This window comes from Methylotuvimicrobium sp. KM2 (assembly GCF_038051925.1).
Classification (GTDB): domain Bacteria; phylum Pseudomonadota; class Gammaproteobacteria; order Methylococcales; family Methylomonadaceae; genus Methylotuvimicrobium.
Map to the genome: position 1 here is coordinate 3722059 of NZ_CP150634.1, position 18864 is coordinate 3740922.

Annotated in this window: 17 protein-coding genes; 4 read left to right on the forward strand and 13 right to left on the reverse strand. The window is 50.1% G+C overall.

Annotated features, from left to right (window positions below; translation table 11 throughout):
- Positions 1-57 precede the first annotated feature (57 nt).
- Both WJM45_RS15635 and WJM45_RS15640 read left to right on the forward strand, forming a co-directional pair.
- Positions 58-846 carry a TIM barrel protein gene (locus WJM45_RS15635; RefSeq protein ID WP_341325995.1) on the forward strand — a complete coding sequence of 263 codons (789 nt, stop codon included), beginning with the start codon at positions 58-60 and terminating at the stop codon, positions 844-846.
- Between the two features lie 123 nt (positions 847-969).
- Positions 970-1386, forward strand: a complete 417-nt coding sequence (locus tag WJM45_RS15640) for a hypothetical protein (protein ID WP_341325996.1) — start codon at positions 970-972, stop codon at positions 1384-1386.
- Between the two features lie 17 nt (positions 1387-1403).
- On the opposite strand, the gene WJM45_RS15645 is transcribed toward WJM45_RS15640, so the two are convergent.
- From WJM45_RS15645 to WJM45_RS15655, 3 genes are read right to left on the reverse strand one after another with little or no spacing between them, the layout of a single operon-like run.
- Positions 1404-2873, reverse strand: a complete 1470-nt coding sequence (locus tag WJM45_RS15645; RefSeq protein WP_341325997.1) for a DUF3365 domain-containing protein — start codon at positions 2871-2873, stop codon at positions 1404-1406.
- Positions 2866-5322, reverse strand: coding sequence for an ATP-binding protein (locus WJM45_RS15650; RefSeq protein WP_341325998.1), 2457 nt, complete (start codon positions 5320-5322; stop codon positions 2866-2868). Before WJM45_RS15650 ends, WJM45_RS15645 begins: the two co-directional genes overlap by 8 nt.
- An 18-nt stretch (positions 5323-5340) precedes the next feature.
- The gene (locus WJM45_RS15655) at positions 5341-7509 is read right to left on the reverse strand and encodes a CHASE domain-containing protein (RefSeq protein ID WP_341325999.1); all 2169 of its coding nucleotides are present in this window, start codon (positions 7507-7509) and stop codon (positions 5341-5343) included.
- Between the two features lie 197 nt (positions 7510-7706).
- Here WJM45_RS15655 and WJM45_RS15660 point away from each other — a divergent pair, with 197 nt between their 5' ends.
- Entirely contained in the window at positions 7707-8219 is a 513-nt protein-coding gene (locus tag WJM45_RS15660; RefSeq protein WP_341326000.1) for a DUF4124 domain-containing protein, read from the forward strand.
- Between the two features lie 87 nt (positions 8220-8306).
- Positions 8307-8747 (forward strand): DUF2782 domain-containing protein, encoded by a 441-nt coding sequence (locus tag WJM45_RS15665; protein ID WP_341326001.1) that lies wholly within the window; start codon positions 8307-8309, stop codon positions 8745-8747.
- Positions 8748-8898: 151 nt separating this feature from the next.
- Here the strand turns inward: WJM45_RS15665 and WJM45_RS15670 are convergent, their stop codons facing one another.
- From WJM45_RS15670 to gspD, 10 genes are all read right to left on the reverse strand, one after another.
- Entirely contained in the window at positions 8899-9531 is a 633-nt protein-coding gene (locus WJM45_RS15670) for a HEAT repeat domain-containing protein (RefSeq protein WP_341326002.1), read from the reverse strand.
- A 387-nt stretch (positions 9532-9918) separates the two neighbouring features.
- Positions 9919-10431 carry a phosphatidylglycerophosphatase A gene (locus WJM45_RS15675; RefSeq protein ID WP_341326003.1) on the reverse strand — a complete coding sequence of 171 codons (513 nt, stop codon included), beginning with the start codon at positions 10429-10431 and terminating at the stop codon, positions 9919-9921.
- Positions 10412-11353 carry a thiamine-phosphate kinase gene (gene thiL / locus WJM45_RS15680; protein ID WP_341326004.1) on the reverse strand — a complete coding sequence of 314 codons (942 nt, stop codon included), beginning with the start codon at positions 11351-11353 and terminating at the stop codon, positions 10412-10414. The genes WJM45_RS15675 and thiL overlap by 20 nt, the downstream gene beginning before the upstream one ends.
- Positions 11340-11792 carry a transcription antitermination factor NusB gene (gene nusB, locus WJM45_RS15685; RefSeq protein WP_341326005.1) on the reverse strand — a complete coding sequence of 151 codons (453 nt, stop codon included), beginning with the start codon at positions 11790-11792 and terminating at the stop codon, positions 11340-11342. Before nusB ends, thiL begins: the two co-directional genes overlap by 14 nt.
- Positions 11792-12268, reverse strand: coding sequence for a 6,7-dimethyl-8-ribityllumazine synthase (gene ribE, locus WJM45_RS15690; RefSeq protein WP_341326006.1), 477 nt, complete (start codon positions 12266-12268; stop codon positions 11792-11794). Before ribE ends, nusB begins: the two co-directional genes overlap by 1 nt.
- A gap of 526 nt (positions 12269-12794) precedes the next feature.
- Positions 12795-13910, reverse strand: a complete 1116-nt coding sequence (gene ribBA / locus WJM45_RS15695) for a bifunctional 3,4-dihydroxy-2-butanone-4-phosphate synthase/GTP cyclohydrolase II (protein ID WP_341326007.1) — start codon at positions 13908-13910, stop codon at positions 12795-12797.
- Positions 13911-14567 (reverse strand): riboflavin synthase, encoded by a 657-nt coding sequence (locus WJM45_RS15700; protein ID WP_341326008.1) that lies wholly within the window; start codon positions 14565-14567, stop codon positions 13911-13913.
- 340 nt (positions 14568-14907) lie between these two features.
- Positions 14908-15999, reverse strand: coding sequence for a bifunctional diaminohydroxyphosphoribosylaminopyrimidine deaminase/5-amino-6-(5-phosphoribosylamino)uracil reductase RibD (gene ribD, locus WJM45_RS15705; RefSeq protein WP_341326009.1), 1092 nt, complete (start codon positions 15997-15999; stop codon positions 14908-14910).
- Between the two features lies 1 nt (position 16000).
- Entirely contained in the window at positions 16001-16453 is a 453-nt protein-coding gene (nrdR, locus tag WJM45_RS15710) for a transcriptional regulator NrdR (RefSeq protein ID WP_341326010.1), read from the reverse strand.
- A 208-nt stretch (positions 16454-16661) separates the two neighbouring features.
- Positions 16662-18833: a type II secretion system secretin GspD gene (gspD, locus tag WJM45_RS15715; protein ID WP_341326011.1), complete on the reverse strand. Its 2172-nt coding sequence runs from the start codon at positions 18831-18833 to the stop codon at positions 16662-16664.
- Between the last annotated feature and the right edge of the window lie 31 nt (positions 18834-18864).

Sequence of the window (18864 nt, forward strand, 5' to 3'; positions counted from 1 at the left end):
CTTACTAATTTAATTACGTTATCCGCAATTTATTTATCCGACAACAGAACATCCCCGATGATCAATTTCAGCGCCAACCTCAGCATGCTGTTCACCGAATTGCCGTTATTGGATCGTTTCGAAGCGGCCAAAAACGCCGGCTTCAGCGCAGTCGAGATTCAATTTCCTTACAGCGAAAACCCTGATGCGCTTCGCGCCAAACTGGACGAAACCGGCTTGCAACTGGTGTTGTTCAATGTCGATGCTGACGATTTGCTGCAAGACGGCGAAGGCTTGGCCGCTGTGCCGGAAAAACGCGAACGCTTTAAAACCGCCTTGGCCCAAACCGTCGACTATATCGAGGTTTTGCAACCTAAAGCAGTCAACGTGCTTCCCGGACGCTGTATGAATCGGAGCCGCCTCGATGACTATCTGCAAACATTCGGCGACAATCTGCGCTTGGCGGCCGATACTTTCGCACCGTTCGGCGTCAACACGGTTTTCGAAGCCATCAATACAATCGATATGCCGGGGTTTATTATCCATAGCGGCGCGCAAATGCTCGACTGGCTCGAACGACTCAATCACCCCAATATTTTATTGCAAGTCGATATTTATCACTTATCGATGATGAACGAAGATCCCGAAGCCTTTATTCGCCGGCACTCCGAAACGATCGGTCACATCCAATTTGCCGATAACCCGGGACGCGGCCAGCCCGGAACGGGAAATATCGATTTCAAGCCTTTATTCGACACGATACGGAATTCGGGCTATTCCGGTTGGACCGGCGCCGAGTACAGGCCCGTCGGACCGGCTCTCGATAGCCTGGACTGGCTCGAACAATTCCAGACTAAAAAACTCTGAAAAATTTAGTGCGCGGAGGTTCCGTTATTGGGTATATTTAACGCTTGAGCAAGGGTCAGAAAGATTATCCAGGCTACCCTTTGCTCTACGCGTTTCGACAATTAGAAAAAATAAGGAAACACTATGAAAATAATAAAAACTTTTCTCGCTTGCGTCCTATCAATGCAATTCGGCTACGCTCAAGCTCAAGGCAATTCCAGTATGCATGACGGACATGGCGCCGGCGGTGGCGGCGGTTCCGCTTGTCAGAAATTAAGAATCAACAAAAATAAACTGGTACCTGCACATTTGGCCGAAGTCGCGCCCGAATCGGACATTACCTTCAATGCCTTCGGATTCGACAAACCGGAAAATCTTGAGGTCACCGTCAAAAAGATTCCGATCGCGATTACCACCGAATTCAAGGACCCTTTTTATGTCGTGCGCGGCAAACTGCCCCCCGAATTAAAAGGCACTCACGCGAGAATCAACGTCAAACTTAGGTCGCCGATCATTAAATGCATCAGCGAAGACGGTTGGCTGGTAAAAATTTCGGAATAATCCATCCTGAATAAGCTCTAATTATCATCAGGCAATTCGAAAACTACGCTTATTCCTCCAAGCGGCGAATCTTCCAATTCTATTTTGCCGTGCCTGCTCTCGACGATACGCCTTGCGATAGGCAAACCGATACCGGCACCCGCAGGCTTATCGGTCGTAGTCAATCGCTCGAAGATTTCAAAAACCCTCTCCCGGTATTGCACAGGAATACCGGGGCCGTTATCGCTGATGCGATAACGGCTGAGTTTGCCGACGCGTTCCCCGCTGATATGAATTTCAGGAACGGCGTCATCATCGGCAGGCAAGCCATGGCTTAGTGCATTGTCCATCAATATCCAAAACAAATCGGTCAACCGCGATTTATCTAATGTTGCCGGAGGTAATTTATCGATGTGTAATCGCACATTAGCGCGTTTAACGCGAGACTCTAGGCGTTGCATTAGATTAGACAGCAGCGCATCGACATCCTGAATGCCAACCTTTTCGACCGGCTCGCCGGCCGCTAGAAATAATTGAATATCCTTAACCAACATTCGTAAGTGCGCGGCGTCGCGTTCCAAAACTTGCAAGTCTTGATAAACCTCATCATTATGCGCATCCGGCATGGTTTTTAAGTGGCCTTGCAAGCGTTGGCTATAACTCACCAGACGCCGGGTCGGCTCCATCAAATGATGAGCCGAAATTTCGGCGAATCGCGTCAGATACGCATTCGCGCTGATAATTTCTCGGTTTTTTCTAATTAATGCAGCCTCGTTAAGCATTCGCTCCTCGACGCGCCGCCGAATTAATAATCCGATTGCATAAATAGCAGCCAAGCCCATTATCCAAATAACGGCCAGCAGCAGTATCTTTTCCGGATCGACCCTCGCCGCACCCTCCAGATAAGATTGCAGGGACACGGAGACACCGACGCCTCCCAAGACATCGCCGACACGGTAACCTTGTTCGCTGTGGCATTTCAAGCAATATTCGTCGGCCACCAGAGCGCTCATCAAGCGAATATAAGGCTCGCCGTTAATCAGGGTTTTCTCAAAAACTTCCGTTTCGCCCCGCTCGAATTGGCGCAAGGCCGCCGCCTCCCATTCATCGGGAAAGTTATCGGGATTCAAAGGCTTAAAGCCGGTGATTCTTCCTTTCACTTTATAAAGTTCTTCGTATTCGTCCATGACTTGCCTAATTAAATACGCCGGATTCATTAATGTCAGTTTGATTCCGGACGGTGTGCTGATATCCCGCTCGGCAATATGCGATAAGGCGGGGTTCGGGCGAGTCCGTTCATCGACAGGAACATAGACGCCGCCATGGCGCGCCGCCCATTTACGCAAAGCCACATCTTTGTTGAAATGACCGCGCGCTTCCTTGATCGCCATTTCCTGCGCGTACCAATTAGACATATGGCTATCCCAAAAAAAGAAGCCTGCCACCGATGCGGTCCATAGTACCGAGACGCCAAGCAATGCTTTCAGCGGCATCGAAGCCTTACTCATAAAGCGGCTCCCCGGTATGCTGTTGCATCGGGTTGCTAAGTGGGAGCTCGAAACTAAAAGTGCTACCGCAACCCTCGCCTTGCGATTCCGCGCGAATATTTCCTCCGTGATGTTCGACGATCCTTCGGCACAATGCCAGCCCCATGCCGGTTCCTTCGTAGCGGGATCTTAATTGAAGTCGGCTGAAAAATTGAAATAGCCGATCGATTTGCGTAGGATCGATACCGATGCCATTATCTCGAATAGACACCCGCCAGTTAGCCGAATCGACATCAGAACTAATCTCGATGCGAGGCTGAATATCCGCTTCCCGATATTTAAGCGCGTTACCGATCAAGTTTTGGAACAAGCGACTCAATTCGTCGCGACTGGCAAAGACAGTCGGCCACTCTCCTCGCACATCGATTTCAGCCTGCGTGCCGACAATCTCCGGCTGTAAAAACACCATCGCTTCATCCAGCGCTTCCTTGCTTTCCAGCCATGTCTTCGGCTCGGTTTTTCGCCCCACGCGCGAATAATCCAGTAACGAAACGATCATCGCATCCATGCGTCTAGCCCCATCGAGCGCGAAAGCCATATTGGTTCTGCTTTCTTCATCCAAGGAGTCGCACAAAGCACGTTCCAGCAATTGCAGATGACCTGTGATCATGCGTAAAGGCTGACGCATATCGTGCGACACGCTATAGGCGAATTGCTCGAGATCGACATTGGATCGGAGCAATTCTTCTTCGATTCGTTTCTGTTCGGTCACATCGCGGCTAATACCGAACAATCCGACAACCGTCTTGCCGTCGCAGTCGAATACCGGCCATTTATTGGTATTCACCCAGCGGAGCTGTCCTTGTAAGTCATAGTAAGGGTCAATCTTATTGATCAACGGCTTTCCATCCATAAAAATCGGTTTTTCTTTTTCATCATAGATACGCGCGATTTCTTCCGGGAAAATTTCCGAATCGTGCTTACCGACTAATTCTCGCCAATTGCGGTAACCGGTAACCGTCGCCAATGTTTTACTGCAAAAGCGAATACGACTGTCTTGATCCTTGAAATATACATAATCCGACGTGTTATCGAGAAAGGTATTGAAATCTCGGTTTAACTCTTGAGCGGCTTGCTCATAAAGTTTTCGCTCGGTGATATCGGTAATGAAGCCGTGCCAGAGCACACTGTTATCTTCAAGCCTTTCCGGTCGGCTATCCCCTCGCAGCCAACGCAAACCTTGCTTCGGCAATATTACACGATATTCTTGATGCCATGGAGTCATCGAGATAGCCGACTCCCGGATAGCAGACATCACGTTATTGCGGTCCTCGGTATGAATTCTCGCGATGGACAAAGCGGCATCTTCACGCACTTGCTCAGGCGTGACTTCATATATGTCTTTAATGGCGCAACTGGCGAAAGGGAAACAAGATCGACCATCGGAAAACAATTGAAATTGATAAATAACGCCGGGAACCTGTTCGGACAGCTTCGTCAATAGATCGTGACTTTCCTGTAATGCATTGTCACTCAGCTCTAAATCGGCCAGCTGTCGCCGTATCAGATACAACAATACGAACAACACCGACGAAACGACTAAAAACAGCACCATCGCCCAAACTATCATGGCGCGCTCGGCGGCCATCACCGAAGTCATTTCGGCGGACGTCAATATTCGCAGAGGAAAATCAACCATGCGCTTTTCGACAACCCAATACGCCTTACCGTCAAAGGGCGATGTTACCCTGCCCGACCGTTGTCTTTTATCCCCATAAGGCTCCAACACTTCACGCAATCGAGTGCCGGAGTCGCCAGGCACGCGCGGATTGCGAAACCACACCTCATTGTCATTATTGATCACGACCAAAGTCGACCCTGGAGCACGTTCAATAGCGGCAAAAACTTCGGCCAAGCGATCAATCGAAACAATCGCAACCATCGTTCCGGCAAAATGTTGTTCATCATCGAAATAGGGCCGGCTCAATGAGACCACATAACTCCCTTCGCTTATCGATGAAGATATTGGCGAGCTCACAAACAGGTGATCTTCGGAACTATTTAAATGATAGGTGTAAGAGGGATGATCATGCATAACCGGCTTATCGCCGGAACCGGTCCAATGAATAACCGCACCGCCGCGATCGACAATTAACAAATCGATTAGCTCAGGATTGGCGGCCAATTCGCTCTGCAATGAACCACGCAACAATTCATCGGCCTTACCCTGTTTCAGCAAGAGCCGTGTTTTCAGTAAAACACGATCGATATCGACCAGGACACGATATAGCAAAATCTCGTTGACACTGGTCGCGGCAGAAGTATGAGTTGTCAAGCCATGAAGGCGATTGATACTTTCATTCCTGACCACGTAAACGATGAACATTGCAAACAGTAACAAAATCCCGCATACGCCCAACGTCACGGTGCGGCGTAGTTTTCGATAAGACCCATTGCTGTTCTGATTCATGGTGCGTTGGTTGAAAAACTAATCGGGTGCATTATTCTGCGCCAATGGAATTTCAAAAACAAATGCGCTGCCTTTGCCTTCTCCTTCCGACTCGGCCCAGATGCGACCGCCATGATGCTCGACAATGCGCCGACACAAGGCCAAACCCATGCCGTTACCGTCGAAGCGCGCCCGTGACTGCAGTCGGCTAAAAAATTGAAACAATTTATCGATTTGCTTGGGTTCGATCCCGATGCCATTGTCGGCAATGCGTACCTTCCAAAGCCCCGCGTGTTCTGTTGAAACCACGGTTACACGCGGCACATCTTCGCTATCATGATACTTAATGGCATTGGCGATCAAATTTTGCATCAAGCGTGTCAATTCATCCCGACTCGCGTACAAAACCGGCCAATCGCCCTGCACGACGATATCGGCATGCTTCTCTTCGATTTCCACCTCTAAAAACCGCAATGCTTCATTCAAGGAGTCGCGGGTTGCCATGCGAATTTTAGGCTCGGTCTTACGGCCAATACGGGAATAGTCGAGTAACGAAACGATCATCGCATCCATACGTTTGGCGCCGTCGAGCGCAAAGGCCAAGTTCTCCTTATTGTCTTCGTCCAATTGCTCAGCCAAGCCGATCTCCAACAAGTGCAAATGTCCGGCAATCGTTCTTAACGGTTGCCGCATATCATGTGAGACACTGTACGCGAATTGCTCGAGATCGGCATTCGAGCGCGCCAAAGCCTCGGAGTTTGTTCGTAATATCGTTTCCACCTGCCTACGCTCGGTGATGTCGATGCAAGAACCGATGTAACCGGAAAAATTTCCGTGATCATCGAAGCGAGGCACACCATGATCGTCGACCCATCGATAGTCGCCGTCGAAGCGCCTTAAGCGAAATTCCATACGAAACGGTTCGCGGCGATTGAAATGATCTAGATAGAAATCGATACAGTGCTGCCTATCGTCAGGATGGACGCCTTCCAGCCAGCCGTTATCCTTCTCTTGCTCTAGGGCTCGCCCGGTAAAACCAAGCCAAACCTTATTGAACCAAAAACAGCGGCTGTCAGTCCCGGAAACCCAAATCAATACCGGCGCCGAATCGGCCATTTGCCGAAAGCGTGCCTCGCTCTCGCGTAGCTCACGCGTCATCTCGGTTGCCAACGCCAGCGCTCTAGCGCGCCCTGACGCCAATTGCCAAATAATTGTCGCCAACAACACGCTCAGCGTTGCCCCCGCTGCAGCCATATAACGCGGTTTATCCAAGCTAATCCGTTGTTTGAAGCTCGCGCCAGGGCTCACCGCTAAAGTCCACTCATGGCCATCTATCTCGATCGTTCGTATCGTATTTAGATACTGGAGACTCGATAAAGCCTGGGACGAGCTACTGTGCATTTTCGTTTCCTCCGTTATCGTGTCTCCATCGAATATTTCCAGACTCAAGTCGGATGCGCGTTCTCCGCCAACCCCCGCCATGAAATCATCCATGCGAAACGGCGCATAGACCCAGGCAACGATATTGCGGCGCCGTTCTTCGACAGAATCAGAAACTGCGTTTTCGCGGAATAAAGGCAAATACATCAAAAAACCGGCTTGCACAGCTTCATCGGTTTCTTGAACCAGTATGACTTTACCGGAGATGCGTGTTTCATTCAGGTCGCGCGAATCGGACATCGCTTTTCTGCGGACCGGCTCGGAATACATATCGTAACCAAAGGCTCGAAGATTGCGGTCGGCAAACGGTTCAAGATATAAAATCGAACTATAAATATCACGTTCGCCTTCCGGTCGAATCGAGTAGTTCGGGAACCCTTGAGTGCGAATATCGGCGATATGCCTATCCTTGTCATGACTGGGCACGACCACCGAAAAACCGATACCTTGAATACCGGGAAAATTTCGGTCGATTTTCAGCGTATCCACATAGATACGAAACTCTTTTCGATCGACATGATCGGAAGAAATAAACAATCCCTTTACGCCCAATAAAACTTGCTCGTAAGCCGCCATACGTTGTTCGATGCGGTCTATAATCTCTCTAACCCTGAAATCGAAATCGATTTTCAAACTGCGCTCAAGATCGGCTTCTGCATTTTTCCAAACTCCGAAGGTCGCTCCAAGCGAAAGTAGCAAAACGAGACTCGATATCAGCAGTGGAGAAAAATGACGTAAAAAGGGTGAGCCCGAAGAATGTACCGGCATGAGAAATATGATGAATAATAAATTTTTTCCGTTTCCCACGGTCCTCCATGAGAAAACATACCTTAGCTGCCGAAACAAGATCGGTATGCATTCCCACGCTGAAGCGGTGGAAACGAGGAAAAATCGGGAAGTTCAAAGAACCAAGCTGCATATAACGGGTCTACACTTATAACCTTACGCATAAAAATGTTACCGTCATGACAATGATAGCATTCCTTTTGCTTTTGATAGCCATCAGCCCAACTGTTGATGCCGATGTTTTTAAATGTATCGCATCATCGGGAAAAATCACTTACCAGGGCAAACCTTGCTCATCCGATGCGCAACAAGAAAATATACCGATAGAACCCACCGACCCTCGTCAATTGGCCGAGGCCGAAAGACGTCTCGCCATTTGGCAAATGGAACGGGATAAGCAAAAAGCCGAAAAACTAGAAACCGAAAGAATGCAACGCAAGGAACAACAACGCTTTGAGGCAGTTGAGGCGCTGAAACGTAGCGCGGAAGCGCAGCGTCAACAAGCCATAGCCGAATTAAGGCAAGCCGAAGCACTAGAGAATCAATATCGAATGCAGGCTTACCCGTTGTATTATCTTCCCTATCAGTCAAGACCCCCTTACCGGAATCGCTACAGGGACAATAACAAACCTCCTAGAAGGCCAATACATGATTCAAAATCGACCTGGATGACAAACTCCCCTCGCCGTTAGCTCTTTAATGGTTTGCCAGATTTTTTTCATTACGCAGAGTCCGCAAGCTGTCATAATAGGCCCAATAACTGATTAGATATAGAAAATATGAAGCGTTTAACTTTAACTTACAGCTTGCTGATTATTCCGGCATTCGCATTATCGGCCCCTCCGCCAATCTTAATGGATATTCCCGACGTACCGGATATGCCGGCAACCGTGCAAAGCGGCCAAGTGATGGAGCCTGACCGAACGGTAATACGCAGAAGCAAGGAAACCACCGAAGCTATTCCCGAACTTCCCGATGCGCCGATGCCTGTCGAAAGCGGCGAACCGATGGAGCCCGATATCACCATCATTCGGCGAGGCAAGGACCAAATACAGGAATACCGGATCAACGGCGAGTTATACATGATCAAAGTCGTTCCCGATATCGGCCCTGCTTATTATTTGATAGACACTGACGGCGACGGCAACATGGACGTCAGAGAAAGCGACCTGCATCGCGGTACGCGAATCAATCAGTGGAAATTGCTTGAATGGAATTGACGCAACACCTTTCGCACTTGAATTTCTGCCTGTGCTTAAGGAAGGCGCCGAGGCGTGGAATCGACCTCCTCGCTAAGCCACACCCCATACCTTCCTATAGTTAGCCTTTTTTTGAGTATAATCAAGGAGTAATTCTTTCCGCCGCTCTGTGTTACTCCATCATCTCCAACGCCATTTCCGCCGCTTCTTTTACTTCCTCGTCGTAATGGGTTGCGGCGATTTGTTTAAATTCAGTAGTGACAGCCGATTTGTCACCAATATCCATAACGCTTAACCAATCCAGCGCGGCAATTACGACAGAAGGATGGGAATCATTAAGCGCTTTCATTAATAACGGCACAACATTAGCAGGATCGCCTTCAGTCAGATGCAGGACAACTTCCTCTCTAACTTCCGGATTAGGATCGGTTAACAAAACATTTTCCAGCAATTGTAAATCATTCGCATCATCGAGAGTCAAATTGTATACCGCTTCCATGCGAAGGTCATCGTCACTACTTGTTATATTGATTCGAGCTTCGGCCAAGATTTCTTCTTCAATGAAATCGATCGGCTCCGATGAGTACGTTGCGTTCGATCTTCCGAGAGCAGGCCTCGAATTGCTCATTTGCGTGTCCGAATGTTCCGAAGCATTAGGTACCGCGTCATCATTTTGTTGCGGTGCTATTTTTTTTGATGCAGTTGAGGATGGACTTTCCGATTCTGTTGCATCCTGCTGACATGCGGATAATAAAAAAGGCAACGTTATGGCAATACTTAAGATCATTCGGTTTTTCATTTTCATTCGATAGATCTCCAAATTAATAAAGGTTTGTGAATAAAATCATTTGCTCTTTACTACTTTTATACCTTTCGCACTTCAAATTTCGGCACTGCCTCAGGAGGCGCCGGGGTGCTCGGCTAAGGCTTTGCCGGCATGGAGCTGGCATAGAGCCTACATGGATGTATTCACCCAGCACCTAAATTCCATAGCCTTTTGGCTATGGTAACTATCTTGCATAATTTAGGTGCTGGGTTCACGGCGTCCTTTGACGGGCACCCCGGTGCCGAATTTTGATCTGCGATGGGTATATACTGAAAAATCATTCGACTTCATTGAATGTGCTGAGTGAATTCGCCCATGTAGCCCCTATGCCGAGCACTCCAGGCAAAGAGCCAAATCACCCAGGCATTACAACCACCCCAAGTCCGCAATGACCAGAAGTATCAACCCCGACATAAGACCGGCCAAAATATCATCGAGCATGATACCTAAGCCCCCGCTTACCTTGCGATCGACCCAGATAATCGGCCAGGGCTTCACGATATCGAACAACCGAAACAACACGAAACCGACAAGCAACGCAGACCAACTAAACGGCACCCAAAGCATCGTTACCAACAAACCCGCAACTTCGTCCCAAACGATACCGCCGAAATCATGTTCGCCTAATCTCTTAGCAGCCATTCCGCAAATTCCGACGCCTGCGACCACGGCCGCCAGCGTCAAAGCGTAATAAAAATAATTACCGGCTAGCGCAAACAGCCAACAAACCGGAATGGCCGCCACCGTTCCCATTGTTCCGGGCGCTTTTTTAAACAAGCCTGAACCGAAACCGAAAGCCAAAAATAACACCGGATCGGTCAATATTGTCTTAGCCGTTAATTCATTTTTGCCTATTTTATCAGTGAGAAAAATGCTCAAAACCTTGTACCCTCAACAATTCCGTCGTGCCGAAACGATGAATTCTCAGTCCCGGACTATCCTCGATAACGCCGATACGCGTAAAGTTTTCTGTCAATAATTCCGCTTTATCAGCCGGCACGGTAAAACATAATTCATAATCGTCTCCGGCACGCAGCGGCATAGTCCAATCGCCGGTTGCCTCGATATAGGCCTTGACCGCATTCGACAACGGCAAACCCTCCCAATCCAGACACGCGCCGACGCCGCTTTGTTTCAAAATATGACCTAAATCTTGCGCCAAACCGTCGGACACATCGATACAACTTCGCGCGATATTCCGCAATACCAAGCCTTCCTCGACACGAGGTTTCGGCCGGTTAAAACGCTCGAGCGCAGCCTGCTGCCGCGAACAACTAAAATGTCCTTGGGCAATTTTTAAACCCAAACCGGCATCGCCGAGTTTACCGGTCATATAGATACCATCGCCGGCGCGCGCGCCCGAACGCAGCAAAGCCTGCCCCTCCGGAACTATGCCCATGGCCTGTACCGTTAGCGTCAATGGGCCGGATGTCGTATCCCCACCGATTAGATCGATGCGATAATAAGCGGCCAATCCGAAAAAACCTTCGGCGAATCGTTCGAGCCAGGATTCGTCGACATCAGGCAATGTCAACGCCAAGGTTACGGCAATCGGCTCGGCGCCCATCGAGGCCAAATCGCTCAAATTGACTGCCAGTAATTTGTAGCCTAAATCATAGGGATCGGTACCGGCCAAAAAATGCACATTCTCGACCATCGTATCGGCGGTTATCGCTAATCGATAACCGGCCGGCACGCTTAACAAGGCGCAATCGTCTCCGATACCCAACTCGGTTACCGCATTCGACGATTTTTTTACGGCGAAAAAACGCTCGATCAGATCGAATTCAGCCGTTGGCATCCGAAGCTTTTCGATTTTTTGCTTGGATTTCCACAGCTCGTTTTTGCTGAGCGACTTTATCGAGTATGCCGTTGACATAACGATGACTACCATCGGCACCGAAGCATTTGGCTAGATTGATACTCTCGTTAAGTACCACACGATAAGGCATGTCGAGCCGATTCATCAGTTCATACACGCCGATTCTCAAAATCGCCCGCTCGACCGGATCGATCGCCTCGACCGGACGGTCGACGAATTGCATCAACGTTTCGTCGATCACATCGAGGCTTTTCGGGATGCCGTGAAACAATTCGTTGAAATAGCTTTTTTGAGCATCTTTCAAGCGTTCTTCTTCCAAAAACTGCATTTCGATCGCGCTGAGGTTTTGACCGGTCATTTGCCACTGATACAACGCTTGCACGGCGGCTTTTCTCGCATTGGTACGCGCTTGACTCATCAGGCTTCCAACTGCTGGAACAAATTAACCATTTCCAATGCCGACATTGCCGCTTCCGCGCCTTTGTTTCCGGCCTTGGTTCCCGCACGCTCAATTGCTTGCTCGATCGTATCGACCGTTAACACGCCGAAACTGACCGGCACATCGTATTGCAGCGAGACCGAAGCCAAGCCTTTCACACACTCGCCGGCGACATATTCGAAATGCGGCGTGCCGCCTCTTATCACGGCGCCGAGAGCAATGATCGCATCGTATTGTTTACCGACGGCGACGCGTTGCACGACCATCGGCAGTTCGAATGCGCCCGGCGCCTTGACCAAGCAAATATCGTCTCGATTGGCGCCGTGACGGACCAACGCATCGATCGCGCCGGCTTCCAACTGCTCGACGATAAAACTGTTAAAGCGGGATGCAACGATGCAAAATTTACCGCCTTTTACTGACAAATGGCCTTCATAGGTTTTAATAGCCGACATCTAAACTCTCTATCTCTTGTTTTTCGATAGAAACGATCTTGTCAAGACCGTTTCCGTTAACTTCTCACTCATTACCGTGAGATCCGTAACCGCCGTTTTAACGACGTGCGTGGGAATGATAAAAATCCCGTCATTCCGCCATGGACCGGCGGAATCTAGTGCCATGGATGGCAAGCTTTTGAGGCCAATAGAGCCTGAAGCAAGCATTACTTATTACCGTCATGCCATCTTAGCTAATGTGACTTCGATACCATTTATTGTTACCTAACGCACTTGACTTTCCCTCACCTAGCGTTAGGTGAGGGACGATCTGGGGATCGCTCCCACAGAGCATCCTGCCCCTTGTGGGAGCGACGCCTTCGTCGCGATTTCGAAGCCTCTGATGTTCAATATCCGCAGATTTAACAAACAGCACCGTTTCCAATTATACGACGACCTCTGTTTAGCAAGTTTATCGATACTTGTGTATAACGGCGAGCGTAGGACCGTGGGAACGAGGAGTGCTCTGCCTTCGTCGCGACTAAATTTAAATACCGTTCTTACCCACATAATCGACGACTTCCAAATCGAAGCCCGCCAAACCGACATATTTTTTCTGAGTGCCGATCACCTTTAAGCGGTGCACGCCTAAATCCGCAAGGATTCTCGATCCCGTTCCTGTAGAACGCCAATCGCCGACGCTGTCTGTCGACGCCCGGTTTACCACGCCATTATCCTGCATTTGATATTGGTGAATATGCTCGACTAACGACTTATTGTCCTCGTTTTGCCGGATCACGACAATCACGCCTCGGCCTTCATCGGCGATAATCCGCATCGCATCGCGCAAGGATACGCTATTTTCATTACGTTTCGACGAAAACAAATCGTCCAATAAATTACGTCCATGCACCCGAACCAAAACCGGCTCGTCGCCCGCCACCTGCCCCATCACCAAGGCCAGATGTAGCTTATTGTCGTTTTGGTCCTGATAGGCATACAAACGGAAATCGCCGAACTCGGTCGGAAAATTGCATTCGCTAATACGCTCGAGCGTATTTTCATGTTGAATGCGGTAATGGATCAAATCGGCTATCGTACCGATTTTCAACTGATGCTGCTCGGCGAATTTCTCGAGATCCGGTCGCCTTGCCATACTGCCGTCGTCGTTTAGAATCTCGACGATCACCGCGGCGGGTTCTAAGCCGGCCAAACGCGCCAAATCGCAGCCGGCCTCGGTATGACCCGCGCGATTCAATACACCGCCGGACTGCGCCATCAACGGGAAGATATGCCCGGGCTGCACTAAGTCTTCGGCGCGGGCATCGGACGCGACCGCAGCCTGAATCGTGCGCGCTCTGTCAGCCGCCGAAATACCGGTCGTCACGCCTTTAGCCGCCTCGATCGACACGGTAAAGTTAGTCGAATGCGCGGTTTTGTTTTCATTGACCATCAACGGCAAACGCAACTGCCTGCAACGTTCCCGGGTCAAGGTCAGACAAATCAAACCGCGTCCGTAACGGGCCATGAAGTTGACATCTTCGGGACGAGCAAAAGTCGCCGCCATGACCAGATCGCCCTCGTTCTCGCGGTCTTCGTCATCCATGATGATGACCATTTTGCCTTGGCGCAGGTCCTCTATAATTTCATCGATTGTATTCATTTAATTTAGAAAACCACTGCTTTTCAATAATTGTTCGGTCACGCCGCCCATGCCGCGCGCCGCTGAATCGCCGGCCATCAAGCGCTCCAGATAGCGGGCCAGCAAATCGACTTCGAGATTCACTTTATCACCGGCTTCGGTATCGCCAAGCGTCGTTTCCTGTAGAGTATGCGGCACGATATTGACGCCGAACACCGCGCCGTCGACTTCATTGACGGTCAAGCTAATGCCGTTGATACAAATCGAACCTTTTTCAGCGATATATCTCGCCAGATTGTCCGGCGCCTTGAAACAAAAACGATAAGAGCGGCCGTCGGAGTGTTTATCGAGTACCGTACCGATACCGTCGACATGACCGCTGACAATATGCCCGCCCATGCGTGTCGACGGCGTCAATGCCAATTCCAGATTGACCTGCGTGCCCACTCTAGCCGTTTTCAAGGTCGTGCGCGCCAACGTTTCGTTCGATACGTCGGCATAAAAATAATCCCGGCCCAGCTCGACCGCGGTTAGGCAAACGCCGTTGACCGCGATGCTATCGCCCAATTGAGCGTCAACCAGCGGCAACTTGCCGGTGCTTATTTTAAGTCGGCAATCGCCGGCTTTAGGTTCGATCGCGGCAATGCTGCCGATTGCCAGAATAATACCTGTAAACATAGGGGGCGGTGAATAGTGAATAGTGAATAGTGAAAAGATATACGCTTTTTAGGCCGTTGTGCAATGCTTGGCTCGACCGACTTGCTTAAAAAGGCGTAGTAGCCCGGATGAAGTGAAACGGAATCCGGGAGGCCTAGGCACCACTGCCATTAAGCTAAGGGAAGCCCGTCATTCCGCCATGGACTGGCGGAATCCAGTGCCAAGGATGGCAAGCTTTTGAGGCAAAGTAGATCCTGGATACAAGCATTACTTAATTCCGTGATGGCTTAACTTAATGGCAGTGAGGCCTAGGCAAAGACCTTCGCGTAATTCACTACAGTGCATACGGGCTACGTTGTTTTCAAGCCGGCTTCAGCGTCAGCCTGAGATCCGGTCCTATTAGTCTGATATCGCATAAGCTTAAATGTTTTTTATCGGCCATTTTTTCAAGACCCGGCAAACGGAACAAGCCTCGGCCTTCATCGCCCAATACATTAGTGGACATATAGATGAGCCATTCGTCGACAAGGTGTTCGGCCAACAAAGCTCCGCTCAAGGTCGGACCGGCTTCTATAAATATCTCGTTAAACTGCAATCGACCCAACAAATCCATCACGGCGGACAAATCGACCTTGCCGTTCCGCTCGACAACGCAATACACTTCCGCGCCTAATTGTTGCAGTGCATCGATTTTACTTCTGTCCTGCGAACAAGTCACAACTACATTGCGGCCCGGCAATGTCAATAAACGCGCAGTCGTCGGCATCCTAAGACGGGTATCGAGCACGACTCTAGCCGGCTGCAGAGTTTCGAACTCGACCCGCGCATTCAAGGCCGGATCATCGGCCAACACCGTATTGATACCGGTCAAAATCGCCGAACTGCGGGCGCGATACCGATGCACATCGGCTCTGGATTGATCCGAAGTGATCCATTTACTCTCGCCGGAAGCCATCGCGGTGCGTCCGTCCAAACTCATCGCCAACTTGCCGCGTACAAACGGCAAACCCGTTTGCATGCGTTTAATGAATCCCGGATTCAGTTTCATCGCTTCGTTTTGCAAAACGCCGCAACGCACATCGATACCGGCGTCATTCAATCTCGTCAAACCTCGACCGGAAACCAGCGGGTTAGGATCTTGCATGGCCGCAACAACACGGGCTACGCCGGCTTTGATCAAGGCCTCGCAACAAGGTGGGGTGCGCCCGTGATGGCTGCAAGGCTCCAAAGTAACATAAACCGTCGCCCCTTCGGGGCTTTGCGCCCGCTTGAGCGCCTCAACTTCGGCATGACCCTCGCCGGCCCGAGCATGCCAACCTTCGGCGATAATCGAACCCTCTTTAACCAATACACAACCGACACGCGGATTCGGATGCGTCGTGTACAGTCCGTTATGCGCCAATTGAATCGCCCGGGCCATGTAAAATTCGTCCGGATGCCACACTGAAGTCATCTTATTGCCGCTTCAAATGCTCGATCATATCGGTAAATTCACTGACATCCTCGAAACTTCGATAGACCGAAGCGAATCTGACATAGGCGACATGATCGAGCATGCTGAGCTCCTTCATGACTTTTTCACCCAATTCATGAGCCTTTATCTCGCGCTCGCCTTTCGTGGCCAACTCTTTGATGATTCGGCTAATGGCCTGCTCGATCGCATCGCTGTCCACCGGTCTTTTTTCCAAGGCTCGCAACATACCGGCTCTGAGTTTTTGTTCGTCGAAAGGCTCTCTTGCGCCGCCTCGTTTGATTACGCGCGGCAGACTCAACTCGGCCTGTTCGAAGGTCGTGAAACGTTCCTTACAGACCGTGCATTCGCGGCGCCTTCGGACTTGATCGCCTTCATTCGCCAATCTGGAATCGATCACTCGGGTATCTTGCGCCGAACAAAAAGGACATCGCATAATTTAATCGCCGATTACCATTGAAAAATATCGAGTCGTTGAAAAACCGATGATTTTATAACAATTAAGCACGCTTACCGTAATTTATTTCGGGATAGGGAGAATCAGGCGTGAATATCTTCGCGATAATCTCACTAAATGAACGGCGCGTAAGGAGGGCCGGACGCGCCCCCGGGTTTCGGCATCGAGGCAAGGCACGCAATGCGTACTAGTCGACCGGTTCGACGCGGTAGATGCCGGTCAGCTTACGTTTGAATTCGTCGGCGACCAGTCGGGCATCTTGACGACCGGTGACGACTCGAGGGGTCAATAGGATAACCAATTCGGTTTTTCTATTATCATAAGATGTACTACCAAACAACGGTCCTATTAACGGTAGTTCGTGCAACCAAGGCACACCGGCTCTTCCGTAATTGTTGTTTTCTTGTATCAATCCGCCTAATACCAGTGTTTCCCCGCTTTGCACCGCGACCGAACTCATGATCTCTCGTGTCTGAATATCCGGATTGCCAGTACTTGTATCACCTGCAAGTATATCTTCTACGCTCTGCTCGATTTCCATGATGACAAGCCCCCCGGCATTGACTCGGGGTTTAATTTTCAATTTTACACCTGTTTGCCGTTGCTGCAGTTGCTGAGTTGCAATAAGCTGACTGTCAGCCCCTCCTGTGGTCGCGGTAAGAGGAGTTGTCGTCCCTGTTCTCAGAGAAACTTCTCTACCGACTTGTATCGACGCCTCCTGATTATTCAACACCATCAGCGAAGGTGAAGAAATAATATTGGTATTGCCTTTCGATGCCTGAGCATTCAATACAGCTTTAATATCCCCTGAAACAAAGGCGTAGCTTAACCCTCCGGACATTGCTCCCAAAGCTACTGGTGCTAATGTTCGAATAACACTGGTGCTTCCGCCTCCGGTAATAGTATTGTCTCCACCGGCTCCATGCTCAAAAAACCATTGGATACCATATCTCAACTCATCTTCTAACGTCACATCCACAATCGTCGCATCGATCAAGACCTGCAACGGCATCACATCCAACTGTTTGATCACGCCCTTGATCACGTTGAACTCCTGTGCGGTCGCGACGATCACAAGCGAGTTATTAATCTCGTCGGGGATGATGCGTACATCCTCGACGCCCTTGACCTTAACCCCGGCGCCGGATGTTTGCATCGGACGCTGGACTTGGCGAATCTGGCTACTTCGCCCTCCCAGTCCGCTACTCTGTTGCGGACGGCTAGTGACTTCCACCGATCTTCGCCCCGCCGCGACCGTTGCCTGCCCCATGCCGACTTGGGAAGCCGGGACACCGTAAATTTCGCTCAGGGTCGCGGCCAATTGCACCGCATCGACATGCTGTACTTTATAGACATTGACGCCGCCTCCGGTCGCCGATTGCGCACGGTCTAGGCGGATGATCCAATTTTCAATGTCGCTCAGATAGCGCGCTTGGTGAGTGATCGCCAATATCGCATTCATGCGCTCGATCGCGATGAAGCGAAAAAATTGGCCTTCATCTTCCTTTCCTTTTTTATCGAAAATTTGTTCCAACTCTTCGATCAAGGTCGGCGGGTCGACATGCGTTAACGGAAACAACGCAAACGACCTGCCTCGCATCATATCGACATCGAAAATCCCGACGATTTCCTGAACGCGCAACAACTCGGCCGCGGTGCCGCCCACCAGCAACAGGTTTCTGGACGAGTCGGCATGCAGTAAGGTTTTTTCTTGCAGCAATGGCTTGAGTATTTCGACAATATTGTCGACGCCGACATTCCTAACCGGAATGACGCTGACTTGATAACCGGTCGGCAATTCGCGTCCGCGTCGGTCTGCTATCGACAAGGCGGAGGTATAGAGCGCATCGGCTGCCGGTTCGATATGATAAACGCCGCCTTCGTCCTTGACCAAGGCCGCGCTGTTCATGCTCAACAGCATTTCCAACGTCGGCAGCACTTGTTCGCGGGTCAACGGCTGAGTCGTTTGCAGAGTGACCTTGCCGGCGACTTTAGGGCTCAATACATAATTCTTCCCCAAAATGTCGCCGATAATGACCTTCGCAACCTCGCCAAGGTCGGCTTCGTCGAAATTCAAACTAAAAGACCCCGGACCTTTGGCCGGACCGGGCCGCCCGATCGTATCGCCGACCGGACGGCCGGAACCTGGATAAATTTCGGCATGCAGCTTGTCTTTATCTTCTACTTTGGTTTCTTCCCCCAATTGTTCGAAAAACTTTTGGTGCGCCTCTAGGTCGTCGATTTTGGGCTGCACCAAAGACAATTTTTGTCGGGTCTGAGGACCCAATAGCTCGCACCCTCCAGTCGACAGGGTTAACAATGCCATAATTGTCGCATGGAGTCGGTTTACTTTATTCATCTTGAGTTGTTATTTCTGAATCAGGTTCACT